Here is a 19,028-nt window from a genome sequence, read left to right on the forward strand (position 1 = left end):
ACCTTGTTTTCGATTTAGCGAAGTTGGAACGACGACGTCGCTGAACTTGCCGTGTATCCTGAGAGCGTCGCATCCGCTTTCACTTGGTACGTCCCTCGTTGTGAAGAAGAACCAGTCGAGAGCGTGAACGTGATCGCTCCGCTTGAGTTCGTTTTACCTGTCCCTGTGAGCGTCGAGCCGTAAGGTTGCGTCACCGTCACACGAACGTCCGCGTTCGCGACCGCTTGACCGTTCGCGTCACGAACTGTTGACGTGATCGATACTTGTTCGCCCGCGTAGTACGTCGCTTTTGACGTCGTGACCGTAGCCGCTAGTGCTTGAACCGGTTGTGACGTGCCGCCTGACGTTGGCGCTTGAACGAGTCCGTTGCCGAATAGTGTATCGCGACCTGCTGTGCCGAGGTCGATTGTATCTTGTGACAGACGCGTCCGGAGCTGTGAAGATGAGAGCGTCGGGTACGCTTGTTTCATGAGTGCCAAGTTCCCGGCGACGTATGGTGTTGCCATCGACGTCCCGCTCAATTGACCGTAGCCGCCGCTTGAGAGTGTCGAGTTGATGTTCACGCCAGGAGCCGCGACTTCAACTGTATTGCCCGTAGCGGAGAACGAAGCGCGATTGTTGTTGATGTCCGTCGCCGCGACCGCGATGGCCGAGCTGTAGCGCGCCGGATAGTTGACGAGGTCGCCGCTGCCGTCGGCTCGGCCGTTGTTACCAGCCGCTGCGACGACGAGAATGCCTGAATTGTTCGCCCGGTCGACGACTTGTTGGAGCGTCGTCGAAGGACTCGTCGTTCCGAGGCTCAAGTTGATGATATCCATTTGATTCGAAATCGACCAGTCGATACCGGCGATGATGCTCGACAGGCTACCGCTGCCGTTCGCCTCGAGCGCTTTGACGGCGTAAATACTTGCCTCGTGGGCGATCCCGATCGTTCCGATGCCGTTGTCACGTGCCGCGATGATCCCGGCGACGTGCGTGCCGTGTCCGTTGTCATCGGCATATGAACTCGTCACACTGCTAAATGACGCTCCACCTGCAATCGTCAAGTCAGGATGCGCTGAGATTCCGGTATCGACGACGGAGACTTTAATACCTTTGCCAGTGAAGCCGTTCTGCCAAGCCGAGGGTGCTTTCAGTTTTGGAATTCCCCAGTCTTGGGTTTGATTCTCAATTTGTACCGTCTGATCGACTTCGATGTGGGCGACGTTCGGATTGTTTTTCAATCCGTTCAGCGCTGCTTTCGGCACTTCGATGGCAGCAGCCGGGATGTTGGCGTATTGCTGATTGACTTCCATACCTTCAATCGAGAGCGGGATTTTCTTCGCCGACTGTTTGAACACGACGATGACACGTTCTTTTTCCTTGTCAGGACTGGCGTCTACTGCTTGTGGGACGGTTGACAAGACGAGAAGCGAGGCGAGGACGGTGCTGCAGATCTTCTTCAATGGATTTCCCCCTTTAGATTATGTAGGCGAGATGACATGATGTCGAACTGCCGTGCTCATAGAGTAACAAGTTTTTCCATCGGATAGAATATGTCAATCGAATCAATAATCTGAAAATTTAGACAAGTATATCAGGGACAGAGATACAAGACTTTTGGCGCAAGGCAAAGAAGGATGAACGGGTAAGCGGCTGTCATCACATAAAAAAATCGCGAGATGGCAAGGTAGCCATTTCGCGATTCGGTCGTATTATTTGATGACTTTATGTTTCCACAGGATACCGGACTTGAGAAGTCGGGCCACTTTCCCGGTCAGCGACTGTTTCCCCATGAAGACGCCGAATCCGGCCTTCTTCCCGAGCGACCCGAGCGTGCCTCGGAGTTTAATATCCGGTAACTCAGGATAAGCGACGCCTTTCCACTTGCAGAGCAGCACTTGGACGATTTGTTCCGCTTGTGCCTCGGCGAGTTGACCTGAAGGTGCGTACGGGAGGCTGGCGTTGTCACCGACGACGAAGACGTCAGGCAAATCAGGGACGTAGTGATGCGGTGTCAGTTTCACGCGGCCACCCCCATCGAGCTCCCAGCCTTGGTTTCGGACGACGGCGACCGGTTGGACTCCGGCCGTCCAGACAGTCAAGTCGGCGACAAAGTTCTGTTCGTGGTTCCACAGACCGTCTGGGTCGACCCGGACGATGTTGGCATTGTTGATGACTTCGACACCGTGCTCTTCAAACCACGATTGAACGTACATCGAGACACGATTCGATAAAAAGGACAGGACGGAAGGGCCACGATCGAACAGTTGGACTGTCAGATCGGGACGGCTCTCCCGGAGTTCGCTCGCGAGCTCGACACCGGATAGCCCGGCCCCGACGATCGAGACGATCGAACCGGGCGACAAGCCGTTGATCGCTTGTTGCGTCTTGCGCGATTCTTCTAACGTTTGGATACTGTACGTGAACTCGGCGGCGCCGGGCACGTTATGGTATTTGTCCTCGCAGCCTAAGCCGATGACGAGGTCGTCGTACGGCACTTTTTCCCCGCTTGCGAGCAACACCATCTTGTCGGTCGTATCGATGTCCGTGACTTGCCCGTATATGTAGTCGACTTCTTCCGGGAAATCGACACGGATGTCACGATCGGATACCGTTCCTGCGGCTAGTGCATAATACTCTGTTTTTAATCCGTGATAAGGTAGACGGTCGATTAATGTGATCGATACGTCCTTCAGCTGATGGCCGAGGACGCGTTCGATTACACGCATACCCCCGTAACCGCCTCCTAAGACGACTAATTTGCGCATAAAAATCCCCCTTTGTTACTCTCTAACTGTACCATGATATAATACCTCGTAGAAGAACCATTTTCCCGCAATAGGGGAAGAAAGACGGTGAAAAAAATGATGAATCCGATCATCGAGTTTTGTGCCTCGAACTTAGCGATGGGTTCACAGATCGCCCGGGCCAAACTAGAGTCCGATCCTGACCTAGACGTCGTCGAATATGGCTGTACCGGCTACTGTGGGGTCTGCTCGCTCGACTTGTTCTGTCTCGTCGACGGAGAAGTCGTGATTGGGGAGACACCGGAGCAACTCGTCACGAACGTGTATGAAAAAATCGAAGAGATGGCCTGGTAAAAAAGTTTGAGATTTCTCAAACTTTTTTCTTTTTGACCCGTTGCTTTTTTTAAAACGGTTTGGTATATTCTAAGAGGTTCGAATGTAGGTTGTCTGACGTTTAACAACATAAAAAGAAAGCGTTTCAAACGGTAGGGCACATCTTGATTCGGGTATAACACAATCATCGGGTTTTCAATATGAAAGGAGCACAACACCAATGAATATCATGAGCGTGGTTGGTATTTTGGCACTAATTGGAATCGCTTACATCTTCTCGACCAACCGTAAAGCCATCAAATGGCGTACCGTTCTTGCCGCCTTCGCGATCCAGTTTACGTTCGCGTTCCTCGTCCTCTTCACATCGGTAGGGCGTTCGGCGTTAGAATTTATCTCAAGAGGCGTCCAAAACGTCTTGAACACGGCGAACGCCGGAATCGGCTTCGTCTTCGGTACGGCAGTCGGGGGAGACAACTTCGTCTTCGCGTTCCAAGTCTTACCGATCATCATCTTTATGTCTTCGTTAATTGCATTTCTTTACTACATCGGTGTCATGCAATGGGTCATCCGGATCCTCGGTACGGCACTTGCAAAAGCACTCGGTACGTCACGTAAAGAATCGCTCTCAGCGACGGCGAACATCTTCGTCGGTCAGACGGAAGCACCGCTCGTCATCAAGCCTTACCTTCCAACAATGACACAATCTGAATTGTTTGCTGTCATGGTCGGTGGTCTCGCATCTGTTGCCGGTTCGGTACTTGCTGGATACGCCGCGCTCGGAGTTCCGCTCGAGTACTTGCTCGCAGCGAGCTTCATGGCAGCGCCTGCTGGTTTGATGTTTGCAAAAATCATCGTCCCGGAAACAGAAACTCCGGATGATGATATCGAAATTGCTGAAGATGAAGAGAACAAAGCAGCAAACTTCGTCGATGCGGCCGCTCGCGGTGCGTCAGACGGGTTGTTCCTCGCGTTGAACGTCGGTGCGATGCTTCTTGCCTTCGTTTCATTGATCGCACTCGTCAACTTGCTTCTCGGTGGAATCGGTGGCTGGTTCGGTCTAGAAGGTCTCTCACTTCAGTTGATCCTTGGTTACGTGTTTGCACCGCTCGCGTTCGTCATCGGTGTACCATGGGCAGATGCCGTACAATTCGGTAGCTTCCTTGGACAAAAACTCGTCTTGAACGAATTCGTTGCCTTCTCTGAGTTCGCACCAATCATCGGTTCAGGTGAGTTGTCAGCTCGTACAGAAGCGATGATCGCGTTCGCACTCTGTGGATTCGCCAACATCTCATCACTCGCCATCCTTCTCGGTGGTCTTGGTGGTATGGCTCCGAACCGTCGTAACGACATCGCACGTATGGGTGTCCTCGCGATTCTCGCAGGTACGCTTGCGAACTTGATGTCAGCGACTCTCGCTGGTCTTCTTCTCTAATCGTTATTCACAAACAAGAGCGCTCACTCCGGTGGGCGCTCTTGTTCGTTCATGTAACTATCCGCATCGAAAAAAGCACCCAAGGGAGAAGTTCCTTTGGGTGCTTGTGTATTAAGCTTGCAGTTGCATTTGTTGACGTTCGATCCACGGCTTCAACTTCAGGAAGAGCGGGACGAACAAGGCGGTGATCAATAATGCCTTAATCAAGTTGAACGGTAAGATACCGTACAGGACGAGGTTCGTCTTGACTGCTGGATCGGCCATCTCGGCCATTCCGAAGAAGAACGCGTAAGCTGGTAAGATGAGTAGATAGTTCAAAATCGCCAAGCTGATCGCCATCGTGATCGTACCTGCCACGAGGCCTGAAGCGAGCGCTTTATTCGTTTTACGTTTATGGTAGAACCAAGCGACCGGATACATGAATGCGACACCTGCAAAGAAGTTCGCGACTTCACCGACCGGGACGCCGCCACCGTTAAAGACATAGTAGAGGACGTTTTTTAGAGCGACGACCACGACACCTGCGAGTGGCGAGAAGACGATACCGGCGACGAGCGCTGGGATGTCACTGAAATCCACTTTTAGGAAGGGTGGCAGGAAGGGCAGCGGGAAGTTAAAGAGCATGAGGACGAATGAAATCGCCCCGAGCATCGATAGCGTCACCAGTGTTGTCAATCGTTTGTTGCGCGTTGTTTTCATCAAAATCTCTCCTTTTGTCGCTCCTTGATGAATGGCACCCGTCGCATAGAAAAACCCGATTGTGTGAACAATCGGGAGAGTTTACGCGCATACGAAATAGATGTTCTCATGAACGTTTAAACCACGCCAAAGAAAACATCCGGATATCGGTCGGATGCCGCCATCTTCTCCCATCCAGACTTTACTGTCGGCTTTCGAATCTCACGAAATCAGCAAGCAACGCCTTGCTCGCTCACGGGCTGAGAAGAACTTGTCTTCAATACCGCCGGTCGGGAATTTCACCCTGCCCCGAAGATGGAACGATTTAATTTTTTTTGTTACAGTTTAGTTATACAAGATATTTCACAAAATCACAAGTCAGTTGACTTGAAGTGAAGATAAATGAGGAGGAGTTCAGATGATTCATTTAACAGAGCCAGCCGCACTACAAGTCATCGATATGATGAAACAGACCGAACGCCCTGAAGCCCAATTCTTACGCATTAAAGTCCAAGGCGGTGGGTGTACCGGCCTATCCTACGGGATGGGGTTCGATGAAGACAAGACGGACAAGGATGTCCAGTTCGACCATCATGGCGTCCGCGTCATCGTCGCCGAAGCTGACCACGGTGTCGTCGACGGGCTCGAAATCGACTATAAGCAGTCGATGCTCGGCGGTGGCTTCACGATCAAAAATCCGAACGCGATCGCGACGTGCGGTTGCGGCTCGAGTTTCCGGACGGCGGCGAACGCCGGCACGCCCGGGGATTGCTAAACGATAGACGGGTTGCCGACATGTTCGGCAACCTTTTTTGGTGAGTATGTTAATGAGAGGAAATGAACGGGAATATTGGTGGAAGAAGGATGAGAAGGGGGTAGGAGTGATGAGAAAAGTGTTGATTTTTGGTGGCTCACGTTACTTCGGGAAACGGCTCGCACTGCGGCTCGCTGAAGCCGGGGACGACGTGACGATTGTCACACGCGGACAGCTGCAAGTGCCGGAAGCGGAAGGGATCCGCTCCATTAAAGGCGACCGTCAGTCGGTCGCGACGATGAAAGACCTCGCACGCAACGAGTATGACCTCGTCTACGACAATATTTGTTTCAATCCGTATCAGGCGAAGATCGCGACAGACGCCTTCATGGACCGGGTCGGGAAATATGTGCTCACGTCGACGATGTCCGTCTATGCGCCAGAGGCAGCTTTAAAAGAGAGCGACTTCAATCCGCTCCATCACGAATATCACCTCGACGCGGAACATGATTATGGACAAGGGAAACGAGAGGCCGAATCGTACTTCTTCCATCGGGCCTCATTCCCGGTCACGACGGTGCGGTTGCCGATCGTCCTAGGGCCGGATGATTACACCGACCGGTTAAAATTTTATGTCGACGCGGTTCGGAACGAAGAACCGATCGTATTACATCACCCGGAGGCGTTGATGGGATTCATCTCAAGTTTCGAGGCGGCAGCTTTCTTGGAATGGGTCGGCCGTGCCGACGTGAGGGGGCCGTTCAACGCCGCGAGCGACGGCCTCATCTCGCTAGGTGCGCTCATGGAACGAATTGGACAGCATATCGGTAAACCGGTCCAAATCATTAAGGATGGGGAGTCGTCCCCGTACGATACGGACGTCGACTACTACATGTCGAATGCCGAGGCGAAAAAAGCTGGCTTCGTGTTCACGCAACTCGATGATTGGATTGACCGTGTCATCATTCAAACGATCCGCAAATGAAAAAACGGCCTCTCATCGTTCGCAGATGAGAGGCCAGTCTTTATTTCCCGGCAAATACCGAGGTTGAATGTTGTGGGTGACGCGCTGTCGGGTCGACGAGCTGTTTCACTTGGTTGACGGCGATCGGTGCTTCACCGAAGCCGGTCGCGATCAATTTCACTTTGCCTTCGTACGTGGCGATGTCACCGCAAGCGAAGATGCCTGCGACTGTTGTCTCCATTCGTGAGTCGACACGGATCGTGTTTTTCTCAAACTCCATGCCCCAGTTTTTGATCGGGCCGAGCGATGAGACGAACCCATAGTTACAAATCAAGTCGTCGATGTCGACGAACTTCGATTCGCCATCTTTGTCCGTCAGTTCGACAGACTCGATATGCGTCGCACCTGAGAGCGATTCGATATTATAAGGCGTCCAGACGTTGATCGTCGAGGCCTTCATTTGTTCGACCGTATGCTCGTGAGCCCGGAAGCGGTCACGACGGTGGACGATATGGACTTCTTTGGCGATACCTTCGAGCATGAGTGCCCAGTCAACGGCCGAGTCGCCGCCGCCGGCGATCATGACGCGACGGTCGCGGAATTTCTCCATGCTGTCGACGAAGTAATGAAGGTTCGCATAATCTTCGCAACCGTCCAGTCCGAGCGGACGTGCGGCGAACGCGCCGTTGCCGGCTGTGATGATGATCGCTTTCGTATGGTACTCGTCCTTGTTCGTCGAGATGTGGAACGTACCGTCTTCGAGTCGCTCGACCGTTTCGACCGTCTCGCCAAGGCGATAATCTTGTTCGAACTGATCGGCTTGCGCTTTCAGTTGGTCGACTAGATCTTGGGCCTTCACTTTCGGGAAGCCGGCGATGTCATAAATATATTTCTCTGGATAGAGCGTCGATAATTGCCCGCCTAGTTGCGGCAAGCTTTCGATCAACGTCGCATCGAGTTGGCGCATACCTGCATAAAATGCGGTGAACAGTCCGATTGGACCACCACCGATAATGACTACATCTTTCGTCGATTTCATCGAATTCCTCCTCATGAAGCGTGTACTTCTATTATATGGTCTAACGTGAACTAAATCCATTCAGTACAAAGATGCAATACTTTCGAAAAAAATTCAAGAAGATAAGCTTTTTCATTGAGAAAACGGATTAAACGTCGTACAATGAACGGGAAGCAATTGTGAACATTGGTTGAACAAGAATTAGGCTTTATTGTGAACGTCTATGTGAAAAAACACACAACATAGTTGTTCAGGAAAACAAAACTTTTAAAATAAGGTGGAAATGAACATGAAACGACCTAACATTGTTATCCTCGGCGCAGGTTTCGGTGGACTCATCACGGCAGTAAACCTGCAAAAGACGCTCTCAGCTGGAGATGCAAACATCACGTTGATCAACAAACACGATTACCATTACCAAACGACTTGGCTTCATGAGCCGGCGGCCGGAACGATGAAGCCTGAGCAAGCTCGTGTCTACATTAACGACGTCGTCAATGCGTCACGCGTTAAATTTGTCAAAGGGATCGTCGATCGCGTCGATACTACAGCCAAACAAGTGATGCTCGAAGACGGATCGACTGTCGAGTACGATTACGTCGTCTTCGCCCTCGGTGGCGTACCGGAAACATTCGGTATCCCGGGCCTTAAAGAGAACGCGATGACGATCAACTCGCTCAACAGCGTTCGTAAAATTAAAGAACATATCGAGTACTCGTTCGCACAATACAAGACAAGCGGATCATCTGACCGTTCATTCGTCACGATCGTCGTCGGTGGTGCCGGATTCACAGGTATCGAGTTCCTCGGTGAGCTCGTCAACCGTGTCCCTGAACTTTGCAAACAGTACGATGTTCCCCGTGAAGCGGTCCGCATCGTTAACATCGAGGCAGCGCCAACGGTTCTTCCAGGGTTCGACCCGGAACTCACGACGTATGCGCAAAAATGGCTCGAGCGTAACGGCGTCGAGATGAAACTCGGCAACGGCATCAAAGCTGTAGAGCCAGGTGTCGTCACGTTCGGTCCACTCCAAGGTGAGACGACGGAGACGATCGCAGCGAACACGATCCTTTGGACAGGCGGCGTCAGCGGTAGCCCGATCGTTGAGAAGTCTGGCTTCGAAGCGGTCCGTAACCGTGTTATGGTCGAGGCGGACAACCGTGCCCCTGGCCACGATAACGTCTTCATCATCGGTGACTGCTCAGCGGTCATGGATCCTGTCTCGAACCGTCCGTACCCGCCGACGGCGCAAATTGCGACGCAACAAGCGCACAACGTGGCGAAAAACATCGCTGCGCTCATCAACGGCAAGTCGACTTCGAAGTTCACGTATGAGAGCAAAGGGACGGTCGCGTCACTTGGTCATAACGATGGAATCGGAATCGTCATGGGCAAAAAGATCTTCGGTCGCAACGCTTCATTCATGAAGAAAGTCATCGACAACAAACACTTTATCGAGCTCAAAAAATACGGTCTCGTCCTTAAAAAAGGTAAATTCTGATTCGTTTGAGCCAACGAGCAGCCTGTTCATTTGAACGGGCTGCTTTTTCATGTCAACGATTCAGTGAACTTCTTTGACCAAGCGGATTTCTTTTCGGTATAATAGACAACGGGAAAAGGGGGCAATCACATGCACATCATCCAAGCCGTCATTGGCGCGATTTTATATTTAGTCATCTTCTTCAGCATCGGGTTCATCTTGAATATGCTGCTCAAAAAGACGTGGACGCTCGTGTTCATCTATCCGATTTTCGTCATCATGATGATCGACAACGTCAAGCTGTCAAGCTACGTCACGGAAACATCGACCGCGCTCGCGAACGTCTATGAGCGTCTGCTTGGTCTGCAGTTTCTCGACATTTTTATGCTCGGATTCGGATTGCTCGGTGCCATCTTGGCAGGAGTCACCATCCGGTACTTGCGTAAGAGCGGTTACTCGATGTTTTAAAGACGACAGAAATGTTCGTCTTTTTTTGGTTTCTGCCTACTTTTTTAGAAGCTGAACCGATATACTAGATAAGATAACGATTTAATTAGTAAGGGATGCGATACGTTTGACATTACCGATGTATACGATCAAAAAAGTGTTGAATAATAGCGTTGTCATTTGTCAACATGATACGGATCCGGAAGTCATTCTGCTTGGGAAGGGGATTGGCTTCGGCAAGAAAGCGGGCGATCTCGTCGACCCGGCCAGCGTCCCGGAGAAAGTGTATCAATTGACGGATAAGGAAGAGCAATCTCAATACCGTGAGCTCGTAAAGCACGTCGATGAAGATTTCATCGCCTTCATGCAAGACATCGTCGGCTTCATCGAGAGCAACACGGGAAAAAAAGTCGATCAACATATCCATATCGGCCTGACCGATCACTTGTTCTTTACGATGAAACGGATCGAGCAAGGGATGGAAGTGACGAATCCGTTCTTACTCGAGACTGAATCGCTCTATCCGAACGAGTACGCGCTCGCTGAACGGATCGTCGACATGATCCACGAGCGCCTCGATGTGTTGCTTCCTGATGCCGAGGTCGGATTTATCGCCCTTCATATCCATTCGGCGACGACGTTTAAAAACGTCCTCGAAGTCAATCGTCACAATCAAATCATCGGCCAGATCGTTCAGACGATTGAGAGTCGTTTGAACGTCAAAATGGACCGGACTTCGCTCGATTATAAGCGCTTACTTCGGCACTTAAGGTACGCCGTTGAGCGGGTTGCGACAGGTGAGACGGTCGAGGCCCCACAAAAAATAGAAAAGGTGTTGCGTGAAGAATATCCGCTATGCTATAGTACTGCTTGGGAGCTGATGGGCATCATGGAACGCGAATTAAAGCGTCCTGTCCCACGAGGTGAAGCGACATATTTGACGATGCATCTCCAGCGACTGACTACAAGTAGATAACTGATACCACGTATCTTACGTGTTACTGATTCGATCAGGCATGAGTAAGGAGTGGAACGGCTACGATTTCTCTATTGAGGAGAAGTCTACGTTCTATACCTTATTCATGCCTGTTTCTGTTTTTATAAACGTTCATTATGAAAACGTTTAGATACGTCGGTTGTCTGACATCTACGTTCGGTTTCAGAATAAACAATTACAAAAGGAGGATTTATCATGTTTAAGCAGATTTTTGGTGTTCTTCAAAAAGTCGGTAAAGCGCTTATGCTTCCTGTTGCGATCTTGCCGGCAGCCGGTCTTCTTCTCGCATTCGGTAACGCGATGCAAAACCCGGCCCTTACGTCACGCGCTGGTTGGTTGACGAACGCAGGCGTTGTCAAGTTTGCTCAGCTCATGGAGCAAGCAGGCGGAATTATCTTCTCGAACTTAGCACTCTTATTCGCAGTCGGTGTCGCGATCGGTTTAGCAGGGGACGGCGTTGCCGGACTCGCAGCCATCGTCGGGTTCCTCATCATGAACAAAGTCATGGGTGTTTGGCTCGAACTCACACCTGAGATCATCGCACAAGGTGACCCGGCTTACGCGTCAGTCCTTGGTATCCCAACACTTCAAACAGGTGTCTTCGGTGGTATCATCGTCGGTCTGATAGCGGCCTGGGCATACAATAAGTACTTCAACATCGAATTGCCGCAATTCCTTGGATTCTTCGCTGGTAAGCGTTTCGTCCCAATCGTCACAGCTGTATTGGCTGTCGTCGCTGGTTTCGTCATGCTTCTCATCTGGCCACCGGTTCAGCACGGATTGAACACGTTCTCGAACTTCATGCTGACTGAAAACCGCACGTTAGCGGCATTCGTCTTCGGTTTGATCGAACGTTCGTTGATCCCGTTCGGTTTGCACCATATCTTCTACTCACCGTTCTGGTTCGAATTCGGATCATACACGGATGCAGCTGGTACGATCGTCCGCGGTGACCAAGCGATCTTCTTCGCTCAAATCCGTGACGGTGCCGAGCTTACAGCCGGTACGTTCATGACTGGTAAATACCCGTTCATGATGTTCGGTCTTCCTGCAGCAGCACTTGCGATGTACCATGAAGCACGTCCTGAGCGTAAAGCGGTCGTCGGCGGTCTCTTAGCTTCGGCAGCACTCACATCGTTCTTGACAGGTATCACAGAGCCGATCGAGTTCTCATTCTTGTTCGTAGCTCCACTCTTGTTCGCAGTACACGCAGTCTTCGCTGGTCTTTCATTCATGGTCATGCACATCTTGAACGTCAAAATCGGGATGACGTTCTCGGGCGGTTTGATCGACTACCTTCTCTTCGGTGTACTTCCTAACCGTACAGACTGGTGGCTCGTTATTCCAGTCGGACTCGCGTTCGCAGTCGTCTACTACTTCGGATTCCGTTTCGTTATCCGTAAGTTCAACCTTAAAACACCGGGCCGTGAAGATGAAGTCGTTGAGCAATCAACAGCTACTGGTTCGGAACTTGCACAAGATATCCTCGTTGGTTTCGGTGGTTCACAAAACATCAAACACCTTGACGCATGTATCACACGTCTTCGCGTCGAAGTTAAAGATAAGAGCCAAGTGAACAAAGAAGAGTTGAAACGTCTCGGGGCAGCTGGTGTCCTTGAAGTCGGTAACAACATTCAAGCGATCTTTGGACCGCGTTCGGATGCATTGAAATCAGAGATGCAAGCGGTCATCGCTTCAGGTAACGAAAAGAAAGCAAACTAAGTATTAAGCCAATCCGTTAAGGGTTGGCTTTTTTTGTATGGGGAAACGGTTTCAGCCTGGTATCAGATGGGGAAAAGTAAGTATTCTGACAAAAGGAGGAACCATGATGTGGAAGAAAGTGTTTGGCGTATTGCAGCGGATCGGGAAGGCGCTCATGCTTCCGGTTGCGATTTTGCCGGCAGCCGGTCTATTACTTGCATTTGGTACTGCGTTCCAAAATCCTGATCTCGTTTCGCTGTTACCTTTCTTGGCAAACGATGCACTCGTCCTCATTTGGCAAGTCATGACCGATGCCGGGGATATCGTGTTTGCCAATTTAGGTCTGTTGTTCGCCGTCGGGGTCGCCATTGGACTGGCCAACGGAGACGGTGTTGCCGGGTTAGCAGCTATCGTTGGTTATTTGATCATGAACAAAGTTATCAGCACGTGGAACGGGATTACTGCAGAAATTGTCCAGGGGGATCCTGCCTATGCATCGGTACTTGGCATCCCGACGCTCCAAATGGGGGTATTCGGTGGTATCATCGCCGGTTTGATTGCCGCGTTCGCGTATAACAAGTACTTTAACATCAAGTTGCCGGACTTCTTAGGATTCTTTGCCGGGAAACGTTTCGTTCCGATTGCGACCGCCGCGTTCAGTTTAGTGATCGGGATCGCGCTCGCCTACATTTGGCCGCCGATCGGTACTGCCATCAATACGTTCTCGAGCACGATCATTGAGGCGAACGTGGCGGTTTCCGCCTTCGTCTTCGGATTGGTCGAACGCTCGTTGATTCCGTTCGGTCTGCACCACATTTGGTACTCGCCGTTTTGGTTCCAGTTCGGGGAATATACGAACCAAGCCGGGGATCTCGTTCAGGGGGACCAACGGATCTTCTTCGCCCAACTTCGTGACGGCGTCGAGTTCACCGCCGGGACGTACATGACCGGGAAGTTCCCGTTCATGATGTTCGGATTGCCTGCCGCCTGTCTCGCCATGTTCCACACCGTTCCGAAAGAGCGTCGTAAAGACGTGGAAGGACTTTACTTCTCAGCCGCCCTCACTTCATTCTTGACTGGTATCACTGAACCGGTCGAATTCTCGTTCGTCTTCGTCGCACCACTTCTCTTCGGTATTCACGCCGTGTTCGCTGGACTCTCGTTTATGACGATGCATTTGCTCAACGTTAAAATTGGGATGACGTTCTCGGGCGGACTCATCGACTACCTGTTGTTCGGGGTATTACCGAACCGGACCGCTTGGTGGCTCGTCGTTCCAGTCGGTCTCGTCTTCGCGGTCGTCTATTACTTTGGATTCCGTTTCGCGATCACGAAGTTCGATTTGAAAGTTCCAGGTCGTGACGTCGTCGCCGAAGGGCGTGGCGCCCGAACGGTTGTCGACGATGACCTTCCGTACGAAGTGCTCGTTGGCCTCGGTGGCCCTGAGAATATCAAGCATCTTGATGCTTGTATCACACGACTCCGTGTCACCGTGAACGATGTCAAACAAGTCGATAAAGACTTGCTGAAAGATCTTGGTGCCGCCGGTGTGCTTGAAGTCGGGGATAACATTCAAGCCATCTTCGGACCGAAGTCCGATACACTCAAATCGCAAATCGCCGCCATCATCGAAGGTGGCGAGTACAAACCGAAAGAAAAAGCGGTCATCACGCCGGAAGCGGCCGAGCATGCCGACCATCGCTTCCTCGCACCGATGTCGGGTGTCATCTTGTCGCTTGACGATGTACCGGACCAAGTCTTCTCGGGCCGGATGATGGGTGAAGGGTTCGCGATCGAGCCGAGTTCCGGCCAAGTCGTGGCACCGGTCACCGGTCAGATCACGACGTTCTTCCCGACGAAACACGCGATCGGCTTGCTCGCGGACGACGGACGCGAGATTCTCATCCACGTCGGTCTTGATACGGTCAATCTGAAAGGGGAAGGGTTCGTCGCCAAAGTGAAAGAAGGCGACCGCGTCGAAGCGGGAGATATTCTGCTCGATGTCGACCTCAACTTGATCCGTGACAAAGTCCCGTCGCTCATCACGCCGATCATTTGGACGAACGGGGACGGCAAAGTCGTCGTCGTACCGTTCGGAGAGACGGTCGTCGCCGGGGAAGCGCTCGATTTTAGAACGGATGACAAAGGCGCGGAATAAGCGCAAAAAAAAGTGGCTCTCGCAAATTGCGAGAGCCACTTTTGATTATGCTTTAATATCGAATTTTTGGCTGATGAAGTTGACGACTTCTTCGGCTGTATCCATGTTGAGGACGTCGTTGACGATCGCTTCTGTTTCAGCTTTCGTCAAACGTTTCACGAGGCTACGTGCGCGAAGGACGCTTGAAGCCGACATCGAGAACTCGTCGAGGCCAAGTCCTAGCAGGATTGGAATCGCAAGCTCTTCTCCAGCCATCTCGCCACACATGCCGACCCATTTGCCTGCTTTGTGTGCTTCTGTGATGACGTTGTGGAGAAGGTTCAAGATGGCCGGGTTGAACGGCTGGTACAAGTACGAGACTTTCTCGTTCATGCGGTCAGCTGCCATCGTGTATTGAATCAAGTCGTTCGTGCCGACAGAGAAGAAGTCGACTTCTTTCGCGAATTGTTTCGCCATGACGGCTGTCGAAGGAATTTCGACCATCATCCCTGTCTCGTAGTTACCGACAGCGACGCCTTCTGCTTTCAACTTCGCTTCTTCTTCGAGAAGAAGGGCTTTCGCTGCGCGGAACTCTTCAAGTGTCGCAATCATTGGGAACATGATAGCGAGGTCACCGTGAGCCGAGGCGCGGAGAAGGGCGCGAAGCTGTGTGCGGAACAAGTCCGTTTCTTCAAGGCAAAGGCGGATGGCGCGATAGCCGAGGAACGGGTTCATCTCTTTCGGGAGGTCGAGGTAAGATAATTCTTTATCTCCACCGATGTCGAGCGTACGGATGACGACTTGTTTGCCTTCCATACCTTCGATTACTGTTTTGTATGCTGTGTACTGCTCTTCTTCGGTCGGGAACGTTTCTGAATCCATGTAAAGGAACTCTGTCCGGTAAAGACCGATCGCATCAGAACCGTTTTTAAGAACGCCTTCAAGGTCATTCGGTGTCCCGATGTTCGCCGCGAGTTTCACTTTATGACCGTCTGCCGTGACAGACTCTTCGTTGACGAGTTGCTTCAACTCTTCTTTGTACGCTTCGAATGACGCACGTTTTGCGACGTATTCATTGACGAGTTCTTCAGACGGATTGACGAAAACGTCTCCTTCTGTCCCGTCGATGACGACGAGGTCGCCGTTTTTGATTTCTTCGAGTGCGACTTTTGTTCCGACGACTGCCGGGATTTCAAGTGAGCGCGACATGATGGCCGAGTGTGACGTACGACCGCCGATGTTTGTCGCGAACCCTTTGACGTATTTGCGGTTGAGCTGAGCCGTGTCAGACGGTGTCAAATCTTCAGCGATGATGATGACTTCCTCTGAAATTGAAGCAGGTGTCATGAACGTGACGCCGAGGATGTGGGCCATGACGCGTTTTGTGACGTCGCGGACATCAGCCGCGCGCTCGCGCATGTACTCGTTGTCCATCGATTCAAAGATCATGATCATCGTTTGAGCGACTTCATCGAGCGCTTTCGCAGCGTTCATGTGTTCGCTTTCAATTTTTTCGTTCACTTGCGAGACGATCTCTGGGTCTTCCACGATGAGCAAGTGAGCCGAGAAGATCTCAGCCTTGTCTTCTCCGAGTTCACGCAGTGTGATCTGGCGGATTTCTTCGAGTTCTGTTTTCGACTGACTGATGGCTGCTTGGAAGCGCGCCTTCTCAGCGGCTACGTCCTCGATTTTGTTCGTCGGGATGTCAAATGAAGGTGTCTCCATGACGAATGCTTTCGCAACTGCGATTCCTGCAGATGCGCCAATACCTTTAATGTGTGACATAAGCGTAATCCCTCTCTTCAAAGAAATAGTGTTTTTTCCGACGGTTACCTCGTTAGTTCTTACCCGAAATGAAAAAGGAACTAACGAAAAACCCGGAAGATTAAAGTAGCAACGGTCTACTACTAGGGGAAGCCTCGACCGAACAAAGTGGCCTCGCCTCGAGCACGAGGGATGCCTGATTGCGTACTTTCCTATCCTATCATAAAATAAATCATCGTCACAACGAGGAGATGGCCTTTGAATTTGAAGAATTAGCGACGATTGCGCATACTATTTCATTATTTTGATGAAGTTCGTTATGCTTACCTTATATAAAGAAGGGAAGTGGCAAATATGTATCAATTCGCTGAATTAGACTGGACCGGTTCACACGACACGGTCGTTGTCGGAATCGGGGCGGCCGACGCCGTCGAAACAGGGCTCGACACGTTGTTCAACGGGCGCGTCAAATCGCTCATCCAGTCAGCTGACATCTCGACGAAGACAGGGGAAGTCTCGATCGTGCCGACGTTTGAGGGGAACATCAAACGCGTTTTGTTCGTAGGTTTAGGACAACGGAACGATTCGTCCGTCGAAAACTTGCGGAACTGGTTCGGGAAAGTCGCGAAAGAAATCAAAGGCCGCGGTTTTACGGACGTTGCGGTCGCTCTCGATACGTTTGAACCAGGCGTGGCGAGCTTGTTCGCCGAAGCGTATGAGATGGCGACGTATGAGCATCCTACATATAAGTCGGCGCCGAAGTCGGCGACACCGGACGTGACGATCACACTTTTAGGAGACGTGAACGAAGCGGACGTCGAAGCGGGTGCCGCTTACGGGCGTGGGGTCAACGTAGCTCGGACGTTGACGATGATGCCGGCTAACATTTTGGACGCAGTGGCACTAGCCGACTACGCCGTCGACCTGGCCGAGCGTCGTGGTTTCAGCCATCGAATCATTGAAAAAGAAGAGATGGAGGCGCTCGGTATGGGGGCGCTGCTCGCTGTCAATCAAGGTTCGACAATTCCGCCGAAGTTGATCGTGCTCGAGTACAACGGTGCCGGGGACGATGCGCCGATTGCCGTCGTCGGAAAAGGTGTCACGTTCGACACGGGCGGTTACTCGATCAAGCCGAAAGACGGGATCGTCGGGATGAAAGGCGATATGGGTGGTGCCGCCACCGTGCTCGGTCTGTTTGAGACGCTCGCGACGACGAAACCGGCTGTCAACGTGCTCGGCGTCATTCCGGCAACGGACAACATGATTTCAGGAGACGCGTTCAAACCGGACGACGTCATTACGGCGATGAACGGGAAAACGATCGAAGTGCTCAATACCGATGCGGAAGGACGACTCGTTCTTGCCGATGCGGTGACGTTCGCGAAGACGTATGAGCCGAAAGCCATCATCGACGTAGCGACGCTGACAGGCGGTGTACTCGTCGCGCTCGGTACTGAGGTAACTGGTTGCCTGACGAACGACGACTCGCTCTATGAAGCACTAGAGACGGCGAGCCGAGCAACGAATGAGCTCGTTTGGCAAATGCCTTACTTTGATGTGTTCATCAAGCAAGTTCGGAAATCTGAAGTCGCCGACTTGAACAACTCACCGGGCCGTTACGGTCATATGATTTTCGGTGGCGCGTTCGTCGGCGAGTTCGTCGGTGACACGCCGTGGCTCCACCTCGATATCGCTGGAACGAGCGAGCGTTCTGCGGCGAACTATCTCGGTCCGAAAGGCCCGACCGGTGTTATGGTACGTACACTTGCGTCAATGCTCGAAGGATGGAAGCGTTGAAATTCGGATTAATGTTGATCGGTTTGGCCATCGTCGCAGGTCTCGGCTATGCGGCTTGGCCGAGCCAGTTGTTGTTAGGGGTATCCGTCTTTAGTGCGGTGCTCGGAGTTTTGTTTTTGATTCAGGAGGGACGCCGTGGTCGGAGTAGGAATTGATGGGGCACGCGGAGGCTGGGTGCGAATCACGTACGATAGCATCTCGCTGTGCTTGACCATCTCAGAACAGTTGGAAGATTTATTGATTGACGGGGCAATGCACTTCGTCGACATGCCGAACGATCTCGGGACGATCTCAAACCCGGACCGGACGTGCGATGCGTGGATGCGGGCCCAGTTGAAGCAACGGAAGTCGTCGATCTTCACGCCGCCGATTCAAGACGTCGTGATGGAACAGACGTATGAAGCCGCCAATGTGAGAAGTCGCGAACTGATTGGAAAAGGAATCAGCAAGCAAGCATGGAACCTCGTGCCGCGTATTCGTGAGTTTCAAACGATCACGGCTGAAGACGTGTATGAGTCGCATCCGGAGGTCTGTTTCGCCGTCATGACCGGACACGAGGCCGATTTCAGCAAAAAGACTGAGGCCGGCGAAGCCGAACGGATCGAGCTGTTGCGGCGCTATTCGAAAAGTTCGCCGTGGAAGTGGAAGATGTCGAACGTCAAAGTCGACGATATCATCGACGCATGTATCCTTGCCGTCGCCGCCTATGAGGCCGGGACGACAGGATTAGAGACGCATCCGCATCAAACAGAGGGATTACCGTTCGTAGCGGTACCGAAGACAAAAGAGCGATGACG

The 19,028-nt window shown here is 51.8% G+C and carries 15 protein-coding genes, 2 pseudogenes and 1 riboswitch; of the genes and pseudogenes, 12 read left to right on the forward strand and 5 right to left on the reverse strand.

What is annotated here, in order from left to right; all coding sequences use genetic code 11:
* Positions 1–14 precede the first annotated feature (14 nt).
* Positions 15–1,445, reverse strand: coding sequence for a S8 family peptidase (locus KNP77_RS02700; RefSeq protein ID WP_214888305.1), 1,431 nt, complete (start codon positions 1,443–1,445; stop codon positions 15–17).
* A gap of 249 nt (positions 1,446–1,694) precedes the next feature.
* On the reverse strand, positions 1,695–2,750 hold the full coding sequence (locus KNP77_RS02705) for an NAD(P)/FAD-dependent oxidoreductase (protein WP_214888320.1): 1,056 nt from the start codon (positions 2,748–2,750) through the stop codon (positions 1,695–1,697).
* 96 nt (positions 2,751–2,846) lie between these two features.
* Between KNP77_RS02705 and KNP77_RS02710 the strand changes: the two genes are divergently transcribed.
* Together KNP77_RS02710 and KNP77_RS02715 are read left to right on the forward strand one after the other, a co-directional pair.
* Positions 2,847–3,083, forward strand: a complete 237-nt coding sequence (locus KNP77_RS02710; protein WP_035386187.1) for a YuzB family protein — start codon at positions 2,847–2,849, stop codon at positions 3,081–3,083.
* Positions 3,084–3,282: 199 nt separating this feature from the next.
* On the forward strand, positions 3,283–4,494 hold the full coding sequence (locus KNP77_RS02715) for a NupC/NupG family nucleoside CNT transporter (protein ID WP_214888323.1): 1,212 nt from the start codon (positions 3,283–3,285) through the stop codon (positions 4,492–4,494).
* A 111-nt stretch (positions 4,495–4,605) separates the two neighbouring features.
* On the opposite strand, the gene KNP77_RS02720 is transcribed toward KNP77_RS02715, so the two are convergent.
* Positions 4,606–5,193 (reverse strand): ECF transporter S component, encoded by a 588-nt coding sequence (locus tag KNP77_RS02720; protein ID WP_131463908.1) that lies wholly within the window; start codon positions 5,191–5,193, stop codon positions 4,606–4,608.
* Positions 5,194–5,351: 158 nt separating this feature from the next.
* Positions 5,352–5,493: riboswitch (FMN riboswitch) on the reverse strand.
* A gap of 97 nt (positions 5,494–5,590) precedes the next feature.
* Here KNP77_RS02720 and KNP77_RS02725 point away from each other — a divergent pair.
* Both KNP77_RS02725 and KNP77_RS02730 read left to right on the forward strand, forming a co-directional pair.
* Positions 5,591–5,947 (forward strand): HesB/IscA family protein, encoded by a 357-nt coding sequence (locus KNP77_RS02725; protein ID WP_131441440.1) that lies wholly within the window; start codon positions 5,591–5,593, stop codon positions 5,945–5,947.
* Positions 5,948–6,056: 109 nt separating this feature from the next.
* A complete protein-coding gene (locus KNP77_RS02730) occupies positions 6,057–6,911 on the forward strand; it encodes a Rossmann-fold NAD(P)-binding domain-containing protein (RefSeq protein WP_070328762.1) in 855 nt (284 codons plus the stop codon).
* A gap of 40 nt (positions 6,912–6,951) precedes the next feature.
* Here the strand turns inward: KNP77_RS02730 and KNP77_RS02735 are convergent, their stop codons facing one another.
* Positions 6,952–7,929, reverse strand: coding sequence for an NAD(P)/FAD-dependent oxidoreductase (locus KNP77_RS02735; protein ID WP_131463906.1), 978 nt, complete (start codon positions 7,927–7,929; stop codon positions 6,952–6,954).
* Positions 7,930–8,197: 268 nt separating this feature from the next.
* Between KNP77_RS02735 and KNP77_RS02740 the strand changes: the two genes are divergently transcribed.
* From KNP77_RS02740 to ptsG (KNP77_RS02760), 5 genes and pseudogenes are all read left to right on the forward strand, one after another.
* Positions 8,198–9,409 (forward strand): NAD(P)/FAD-dependent oxidoreductase, encoded by a 1,212-nt coding sequence (locus KNP77_RS02740; protein ID WP_214888326.1) that lies wholly within the window; start codon positions 8,198–8,200, stop codon positions 9,407–9,409.
* Between the two features lie 129 nt (positions 9,410–9,538).
* Positions 9,539–9,856 (forward strand): YuiB family protein, encoded by a 318-nt coding sequence (locus KNP77_RS02745; protein ID WP_070328765.1) that lies wholly within the window; start codon positions 9,539–9,541, stop codon positions 9,854–9,856.
* 118 nt (positions 9,857–9,974) lie between these two features.
* Complete coding sequence (gene glcT / locus KNP77_RS02750; RefSeq protein ID WP_236637645.1) at positions 9,975–10,811, forward strand: glucose PTS transporter transcription antiterminator GlcT; 837 nt, start codon at positions 9,975–9,977, stop codon at positions 10,809–10,811.
* A gap of 216 nt (positions 10,812–11,027) precedes the next feature.
* Positions 11,028–12,527 (forward strand): annotated as a pseudogene (ptsG, locus tag KNP77_RS02755) (glucose-specific PTS transporter subunit IIBC); the annotation flags it as partial.
* Between the two features lie 133 nt (positions 12,528–12,660).
* Positions 12,661–14,598: pseudogene (gene ptsG / locus KNP77_RS02760) on the forward strand (glucose-specific PTS transporter subunit IIBC); the annotation flags it as partial.
* 138 nt (positions 14,599–14,736) lie between these two features.
* On the opposite strand, the gene ptsP reads toward ptsG (KNP77_RS02760), so the two are convergent.
* Complete coding sequence (ptsP, locus tag KNP77_RS02765; RefSeq protein ID WP_214888332.1) at positions 14,737–16,455, reverse strand: phosphoenolpyruvate--protein phosphotransferase; 1,719 nt, start codon at positions 16,453–16,455, stop codon at positions 14,737–14,739.
* A 333-nt stretch (positions 16,456–16,788) separates the two neighbouring features.
* Between ptsP and KNP77_RS02770 the strand changes: the two genes are divergently transcribed.
* The 3 genes from KNP77_RS02770 to KNP77_RS02780 are packed head-to-tail and all read left to right on the forward strand — an operon-like array spanning position 16,789 to position 19,026.
* Positions 16,789–18,231: a leucyl aminopeptidase gene (locus tag KNP77_RS02770; protein ID WP_214888335.1), complete on the forward strand. Its 1,443-nt coding sequence runs from the start codon at positions 16,789–16,791 to the stop codon at positions 18,229–18,231.
* Positions 18,228–18,386: a hypothetical protein gene (locus KNP77_RS02775; protein WP_161567373.1), complete on the forward strand. Its 159-nt coding sequence runs from the start codon at positions 18,228–18,230 to the stop codon at positions 18,384–18,386. The genes KNP77_RS02770 and KNP77_RS02775 overlap by 4 nt, the downstream gene beginning before the upstream one ends.
* Positions 18,367–19,026, forward strand: a complete 660-nt coding sequence (locus tag KNP77_RS02780; RefSeq protein ID WP_131441446.1) for a DUF429 domain-containing protein — start codon at positions 18,367–18,369, stop codon at positions 19,024–19,026. Before KNP77_RS02775 ends, KNP77_RS02780 begins: the two co-directional genes overlap by 20 nt.
* Positions 19,027–19,028: the final 2 nt, after the last annotated feature.

Source organism: Exiguobacterium sp. s142 (genome assembly GCF_018618455.1).
Taxonomy (GTDB): domain Bacteria; phylum Bacillota; class Bacilli; order Exiguobacteriales; family Exiguobacteriaceae; genus Exiguobacterium; species Exiguobacterium aurantiacum_A.